General features: G+C 44.5%; 1 protein-coding gene. It reads left to right on the top strand.

All coding sequences use genetic code 11. The features are described 5' to 3' along the window. Positions 1 to 530: 530 nt before the first annotated feature. A complete protein-coding gene (locus tag G463_RS0117180) occupies positions 531 to 2,033 on the top strand; it encodes a malate:quinone oxidoreductase (protein WP_026976110.1) in 1,503 nt (500 codons plus the stop codon). The last annotated feature ends 284 nt before the right edge of the window (positions 2,034 to 2,317 follow it).

Below are 2,317 nucleotides of genomic sequence, written 5' to 3'. Positions count from 1 at the left end.
AACGCAGCGTGAGACGTTTTTATCTGAATTGAAAGTCTATTATCTCTCTCTTAAAAGCCATCCCATCTGTCTTGACAAAGTCGGGCTCAATACGCTGTTGCCGTGGTCAGCCAGTCTGTCGGAGAGTTTACGTCGGCGCGGCAGAAAAGCATAATACCAACACAACCGCCCCGCCGGGTATCTACCTGACGGGGTAATTCGTCATATCGACTGTCTAACAGCGATTTGCACAATGCAAGGTGCGGAAGGCTTGACGCTCACACAAGTAACGTCGAAAATTAGAGGGTATCGATTCACTGGTACCGGCAAACGAAAGCCTTAACTCTTGCAAGAAGCTGAGTTAAGGCCTTTGGTTTTGGTGTGTTCCTAGGGCGTGGACGGACGTCTCACTTTTTTACCAGCTCTAATAGAATGCGATATGGTTATAATTGAGACAGATTAGGTGTTCCTAGGTGGCGCCTTGCTTCTTGTAACACTTAAGCACGAGCGACTACTCTTTATTGCAAAGATAGGGGATAAGGAAGGTTAAAATGAGCAACGTACAGAAAAAAACAGACGTTATCTTAATTGGTGCCGGAATCATGAGCGCGACTTTGGGATCATTACTGAAAGAGTTAGCACCGGAATGGGAAATCAAAGTGTTTGAGAAACTCGGAAACGCAGGAGAAGAAAGCTCTAACGAGTGGAATAATGCGGGTACGGGCCATTCTGCACTGTGCGAGCTTAACTACACACCCGAAAAATCGGACGGATCTATAGATATTAGCAAAGCTATAAAAATTAATGAACAGTTTCAGCTTTCAAGGCAGTTTTGGTCTTATCTTGTAAAGAATAATGTGATTCGTAATCCGCAGGACTTTATCAAGCCAATACCTCATATGAGTTTAGTACAAGGGGAAAAGAATGTAGCGTATTTGAAAAAACGTTTTGAAGCCCTTTCAAACATCCCACTATTTCAAGGGATGGAATTTTCCGACGACCCTAAAAAACTGGAGGAATGGATTCCGCTTATTATGGAAGGCCGTACATCGAATGAACCGATAGCGGCAACAAAAATCGACTCTGGAACGGATGTCAACTTTGGTGCTTTAACACGCATGTTGTTTGACCACTTAAAGAGTAAAAACGTCGAGATAAACTACAAGCATAGTGTTGAGGATATTAAACGTACTAGTGACGGCTCGTGGCAAGTGAAAGTGCATGATATCGATAGCGGTAAAATTGAATACCATACTGCAAAATTCGTCTTTATCGGCGCAGGGGGCGGAAGTCTGCCTTTACTACAGAAAACCGGTATTCCTGAGTCAAAACATATTGGAGGATTCCCGGTAAGCGGACTATTTATGGTATGTAACAATCCGGAAGTTGTGGCCAAGCATCATGCAAAAGTATACGGTAAAGCTAAGGTTGGTGCGCCTCCAATGTCTGTGCCGCATCTTGATACAAGATATATCGACAACAAAAAAACATTGCTGTTTGGACCGTTTGCCGGCTTCTCACCAAAGTTCTTAAAAACTGGTTCAAATTTTGATTTGATACGTTCCGTAAAACCGCATAATGTCTTCACTATGTTGGCGGCAGGTGTAAAAGAGATGAAATTGACAAAATACCTGATTCAACAAGTTGTGTTAACAAATGAAAAGCGCATGGAAGAATTGCGCGAGTTTGTTCCGAATGCCAAAAGCGAGGATTGGGAGATAGTAGTAGCTGGCCAACGTGTGCAAGTTATCAAAGATACTGAGGCCGGCGGTAAAGGCACACTTCAATTTGGTACGGAAGTTGTCAGTGCCGCCGATGGCTCGATAGCTGCATTGCTCGGCGCATCTCCGGGTGCTTCTACTGCTGTTCACGTTATGCTTGAGGTACTAGAAAAATGCTTCCCACAAAATATGAAAGAATGGGAACCGAAAATAAAAGACATGATTCCGTCTTATGGCGTGTCACTAGTGGAAAATCCAGAGCTTTTTCACGAATTTCATACTTCAACAGCGCAGACGCTTGGTTTAAGCGAAAAAGAGCTGATCTATAGTTAATTCTTTGCGTCATGAACCCTACCATAAAAAACAGCATGTATTTTCGGCGACGGCGACATATGGGGGTGCGTGCGCCGTTAGAGTGGGGTGCCGTCTATTTCCGTGCAAGTTAATCTGATTCCAACAGGCCATTCAGAAGTAGGGTGTTCCGTAAGCGTCAAACCCCTCACACCTTGTACTTCTCCAGATTTCGTGCGAGAGTCATGCACAGCAACAATCAGCCCCGCCAGGAAACCCAGCGGGGCGATTTCTCATGCTATGCTTTTTTCCCGCGCCTGCGGATC

The organism is Alicyclobacillus contaminans DSM 17975 (genome assembly GCF_000429525.1).
Classification (GTDB): domain Bacteria; phylum Bacillota; class Bacilli; order Alicyclobacillales; family Alicyclobacillaceae; genus Alicyclobacillus_A; species Alicyclobacillus_A contaminans.
Note: the sequence above shows the minus strand (reverse complement) of the source record. Positions and strands in the feature narration are given on the sequence as shown.

Bases quoted from the DNA above. Each gene is read 5' to 3' on its own strand.
- G463_RS0117180 (WP_026976110.1), top strand. From the start codon at position 531: ATGAGCAACGTACAGAAAAAAACAGACGTTATCTTAATTGGTGCCGGA.